Source organism: Spirillospora sp. NPDC046719 (assembly GCF_040645715.1).
Classification (GTDB): domain Bacteria; phylum Actinomycetota; class Actinomycetes; order Streptosporangiales; family Streptosporangiaceae; genus Spirillospora.
Genome location: NZ_JBEYYT010000756.1, coordinates 1 through 2,727 on the forward strand (window position 1 = coordinate 1; position 2,727 = coordinate 2,727).

Below are 2,727 nucleotides of genomic sequence, written 5' to 3' on the forward strand. Positions count from 1 at the left end.
CCCGGCCCGGCTCGGGCCGGGCGACGTGCTGAAGGTCGGCGCGGTGGGGCTGCGGACGCGGCCGATGCGGGCGTTCCTGTCCGCGCTCGGCATCGCGATCGGGATCGCCGCGATGGTCGCGGTCGTCGGGGTGTCGTCCTCGTCGCGCGCCGACCTCGACCGCGCGCTCGCGGCGCTCGGCACCAACCTGCTCACGGTCACGCCCGGGAACACGCTGACCGGCGGGCAGGCCCAGCTCCCGCTGGAGGCCGAGGAGATGGTCGGGCGGATCCGGCCGGTCGAGCAGGTGTCGGCGATCGGGCTGCTGGACGGGGCGAAGGTGTACCGGAACGGGAAGGTCCCGAAGGCGCAGACCAACGGGATCGCCGCCTACGCGGCCCGCACGGACCTGCGCGCCGCGACCGGCGCGCGGCTGCGCAGCGGGGTGTGGCTGACCGCGGCGACGCAGGACTTCCCGGCGGTGGTGCTCGGCTCGTCCGCCGCGGACCGGCTCGGCATCGGGCACGCCGGGACGGACGTCCAGGTGCTGGTCGGCGGCAAGTGGTTCACTGTGGTCGGCATCCTCGAACCGGCGCCGCTCGCGCCGGAGCTGGACGCGGCGGCGCTGGTCGGCTGGCCGGCGGCGCAGGCGCGGCTGGGGTTCGACGGCCACGCGACCACGATCTACACCCGGTCGCGGGACGCGAGCGTCGAGCAGGTCCGGGAGGTGCTCGGCGCGACCGCGAACCCGGAGGCGCCGAACGAGGTGCAGGTGTCGCGGCCGTCGGACGCGCTCGCCGCGAAGAAGGCGGCGGGGGAGGCGTTCACCGGGCTGCTGCTCGGCGTCGGCGCGGTGGCGCTGCTGGTCGGCGGGGTCGGGGTGGCCAACACGATGGTCATCTCGGTGCTGGAGCGCCGGGCGGAGATCGGGTTGCGCCGCTCGCTCGGCGCGACCCGCGGCCAGATCCGTACCCAGTTCCTCGCGGAGTCGCTGCTGCTGTCGGCGCTCGGCGGGCTCGGCGGCGCCGCGATCGGCGCGCTCGTCACCGGCGGCTACGCCGCGTACCAGGGGTGGCCGATCGTGATCCCGGCCTGGGCGGTGCTCGGCGGCGTCGCCGCGACGCTGGTCATCGGCGCGGTCGCGGGCCTCTACCCGGCGATCCGGGCGTCCCGCCTGTCGCCCACGGAGGCGCTGGCGGCGCCCTGAGCAATTGACATAGTGAGCACTATCTGAATATGGTCCGCTATGTGGATAGCGACAGTGATGAGAAACCGAGGCGGCTGACCCGCGCCGAGGCGAAGGCGCGCACCCGGCGGCGCTTGCTGGACGCGGCGGCGCGCACGTTCGCCCGCAAGGGGTACGCGGGGGCGTCGGTCGAGGAGATCGCCGAGGCGGCGGGCTACTCGATCGGCGCCCTGTACTCCAACTTCGGCGGCAAGGAGGAGCTGTTCCTCGAGCTGATGGCCGGCGGCGCCAGGGCGCGGGTCGAGCGGGGAAGGCAGACCGTCGAGGCCGTGCAGGCCGGGACCGAGGACCCGGAGACGGCGCTCGGCCGGTTCTTCCTGGAGGCCGCCGACAAGGACGACGACCTGCCCCTCCTGCAGGCCGAGCTGTGGCTCTACGCCATGCGGAACCCGCAGATGAAGGAGGCGCTGGCCGCCGCGCAACGCGAGCCGCAGGCGGCCCTCGCGGAGCTCATGGAGCCGGTGCTCGCGCGCGTCGGCGCCTCCGGCCGGGTCCCGGCCGCCACCGTCGCCACGGTCGCGAGCGCGATGTTCCAGGGCCTGCTGCGGCAGCGCCGCCTCGACCCGCCGAGCGTGCCGGACGACCTGCTCCGCCAGGCGATGCGGTGGCTGTTCGTCGGCATCGCCAACACCCCCGACCCGTCGTCCGAGGAGCAGTCGTGACCCGTCAGGACCTTCCCCTGCCCCGCCGTGCCGCCGCCCTGGCCGGCCCCCGATCGACCAAGCGGGTCTACCTGATGGCGGGCCTGATCATGGGCGCCGTCTGGGCCTGGAACGCGGGCCAGCCCGTGTGGGAGCACGCCCTCAAGTTCGGGCTGCTGCTCTTCGTCGGCGTGCCGCTGCTGCACCTCGTCCAGAAGCGCCGCACGGCGGGACGCCCGCAGGAGGGGCCGCGCCTGTCGCTCGCCCGCGCGGTCGCCGCCAAGGGCGTGCTGCTCGCCGCCGCGCTCCTCGCCTCGTACCTGCTGCGGTCGACGCCCCACGGCGACCTCTACGTCGCCGCCGGCCTGTTCGTCGTCATCGCCGGCGTCGGCCCCCTCGTGCACCGCCACCTCATGACGGGCTGACGCCCTCACCGCGCCCGTGACGCCCCGTGCGCGCTTCGTACCGCAGCGCTAACGGGCCCGCAACGGCGGCGAAAAGGCCGGACGCTGTCCTCGACGCATGAGCATCTACGACTCCATCGGAGGAGAGGCCGCGCTGACCGCCGTGGTCGACGACCTGTACGTCCGCATCCTCGCCGACGACGAGCTGAAGGGCTTCTTCGCCGGGACGAACCTCGCCCGGCTGAAGGGCCGCCAGGTCGAGTTCTTCGGGCAGGCGCTCGGCGGGCCGATGGTCTACGGCGGCGCCTCCATGAAGGACGTCCACCTCGGCCGCGGCATCGAGCGCGCCCACTTCGACAAGGTGGCGGGCCACCTCGTGGCCGCGCTCGCCGCCGCGGGCGTCCCGGACGCCACCAACGCCGAGATCGTCGCGGTGGTGGCGCCGCTCGCGGACGAC

General features: G+C 74.7%; 4 protein-coding genes. All 4 read left to right on the top strand.

Annotated features, from left to right (window positions below):
* On the top strand, positions 1 to 1,186 hold a 1,186-nt coding region (locus ABZ914_RS49720), incomplete at its 5' end, for an ABC transporter permease (protein WP_500201576.1).
* Between the two features lie 41 nt (positions 1,187 to 1,227).
* Positions 1,228 to 1,887, top strand: a complete 660-nt coding sequence (locus ABZ914_RS49725; protein WP_500201577.1) for a TetR/AcrR family transcriptional regulator — start codon at positions 1,228 to 1,230, stop codon at positions 1,885 to 1,887.
* On the top strand, positions 1,884 to 2,291 hold the full coding sequence (locus ABZ914_RS49730; protein WP_500201578.1) for a hypothetical protein: 408 nt from the start codon (positions 1,884 to 1,886) through the stop codon (positions 2,289 to 2,291). The genes ABZ914_RS49725 and ABZ914_RS49730 overlap by 4 nt, the downstream gene beginning before the upstream one ends.
* Positions 2,292 to 2,388: 97 nt before the next feature.
* Positions 2,389 to 2,727, top strand: a 339-nt coding sequence (locus ABZ914_RS49735) for a group I truncated hemoglobin (RefSeq protein WP_500201579.1), incomplete at its 3' end; no start/stop codon positions are given.